Origin of the sequence: Acidovorax sp. HMWF018, assembly GCF_003061035.1 — a bacterium.
GTDB classification, from domain to species: domain Bacteria; phylum Pseudomonadota; class Gammaproteobacteria; order Burkholderiales; family Burkholderiaceae_C; genus Acidovorax; species Acidovorax delafieldii.
Window position 1 is genome coordinate 10,766 of the sequence record NZ_QAIM01000509.1, and the last position, 1,600, is coordinate 12,365.

The window sequence follows — 1,600 nt, forward strand, 5'->3', positions numbered from 1 at the left end:
GTGCGTGTGTACTTCGAGGTGAGCCGTGGGCCCTATGCCGCGGGCGAGGCGTCGTTCATTGGCGAATCGCTCACCCGGCTGGGCGTGCGCAACGTGGTGCCAGCATCGCTGGGGCCGTTTCCGCGCCTGAACCCAGAGTTCGTGGTGCGCGCCAACCCCGACATCATCATGATCGGCAACCGCAGCATGCAGGCCATGGTGCCGTACCCCGGCTGGGCTTCCATGCGTGCCATCCGCGAGAACCGGCTGTGCGTGTTTGGCCCCGGCGATTCCGATGTGGTGGTGCGTCCTGGGCCGCGCATGGCCGAGGCGGCCCGCATCATGGCGCGGTGTCTGGTGGACAAAGCGTCATGACCAGCATTCCGATCGACTTGCCCACGGGTTCCGCCAGCCGCCGCGCCGCATGGTGTGCCGCCTGGCTGTTGCTCGCCAGCGCGTTGCTGGCGGTGTGTGGCGCCAGCGTGGGCAGCACGGGCTTTGACAGCGTGCTGCGCATGCACGGTGACCCTGTGGCCTGGCAGATCGTGTGGGACATCCGTCTGCCGCGCACGGCGGGTGCGTGGCTGGCGGGGGCGCTGCTGGGTCTGTCGGGCGCGGTGGCGCAGGGGTTGTTTCGCAACCCGCTGGCCGACCCGTACCTGCTGGGCAGCGCCTCGGGCGCAGCGCTGGGCGGGGCTGTCGCCATGGCGCTCTTCGGGGTGTCGCCGTTGGCGGCGCAGTGGATGGCCCGCATCGGCATCACGGGCATGGCATTTTTGGGCGCGGCGGGGGCGGTGGTGCTCACGCTGCTGCTCGCCAAGGGCGTGCAGCACACGCTGCGTTTGTTGCTGGCGGGGGTGATTGTGGGCGTGGTGCTGGGCGCGCTGCGTGACCTGGTGGAACTGGCCTCGCCCGACATCCTGCAGGCCATGCAGGCCTTTACGCTGGGCAGCACGGCTTTTGTGGGCTGGGCGGCCTGCTTTCTCATGGCCGTGGCCTGGGCGCTGTGCTCGGTGGTTGCCTGGATGCTGGCACGTGCGCTGGACGGCCTCACGCTGGGCGAGGCCACGGCCGCCAGCCTGGGCCTGCCACTCATGCCCATGCGTGTGGGGCTGGTGGCTGCCATGGCGCTGGCCACGGGCACGGCGGTGGCGCAGACGGGGCTCATCGCCTTTGTGGGGCTGGCGGCCCCGCACCTGGTGCGTTCCATCGTGCGCGTGACACACGAACGGCACATCGTGCTCTCCAGCCTGATGGGCGCGGTGCTGCTCATGGCGGCCGACATCCTGGCGCGCTGGCTGCTGGCGCCGCAGGAGCTGCCCGTGGGCGTCCTCACGGCGGCCCTGGGCGGCACCTATCTGCTGTGGCTCATGCACCGGCGCACCTCGCAAGGGGGCGCACTATGAAATCAATAGCTATCAGTGCAAATGGAATAAGCGCCAGCATCGGGAATCGCTCGATATTGCAGGGCATTGACCTGCAATTGCCCGCCGGGCGCTGGACCAGCATCGTCGGCCCCAACGGCGCGGGCAAGTCCACACTGCTCAAGGTGCTGGCGGGCCTGCTGCCGCGTGTGGCGGTGCAGGGCGACGTGTTGTTGCTCGGCCGCCCGCTGGTGCAA

General features: G+C 69.4%; 3 protein-coding genes. All 3 read left to right on the forward strand.

Annotated elements, in window-relative coordinates; all coding sequences use genetic code 11:
- On the forward strand, positions 1-354 hold a 354-nt coding region (locus DBR23_RS31455; RefSeq protein WP_369882152.1), incomplete at its 5' end, for an ABC transporter substrate-binding protein.
- Positions 351-1,385 carry an iron ABC transporter permease gene (locus DBR23_RS21620; protein WP_108499547.1) on the forward strand — a complete coding sequence of 345 codons (1,035 nt, stop codon included), beginning with the start codon at positions 351-353 and terminating at the stop codon, positions 1,383-1,385. The genes DBR23_RS31455 and DBR23_RS21620, both read left to right, overlap by 4 nt.
- The coding region (locus DBR23_RS31460) for an ATP-binding cassette domain-containing protein (RefSeq protein WP_233250658.1) at positions 1,382-1,600 on the forward strand (219 nt) is incomplete at its 3' end. The genes DBR23_RS21620 and DBR23_RS31460, both read left to right, overlap by 4 nt.

Excerpts from the sequence above, each read along its gene's own strand:
- DBR23_RS21620 (WP_108499547.1), top strand. The coding sequence starts at position 351 with ATGACCAGCATTCCGATCGACTTGCCCACGGGTTCCGCCAGCCGCCGC.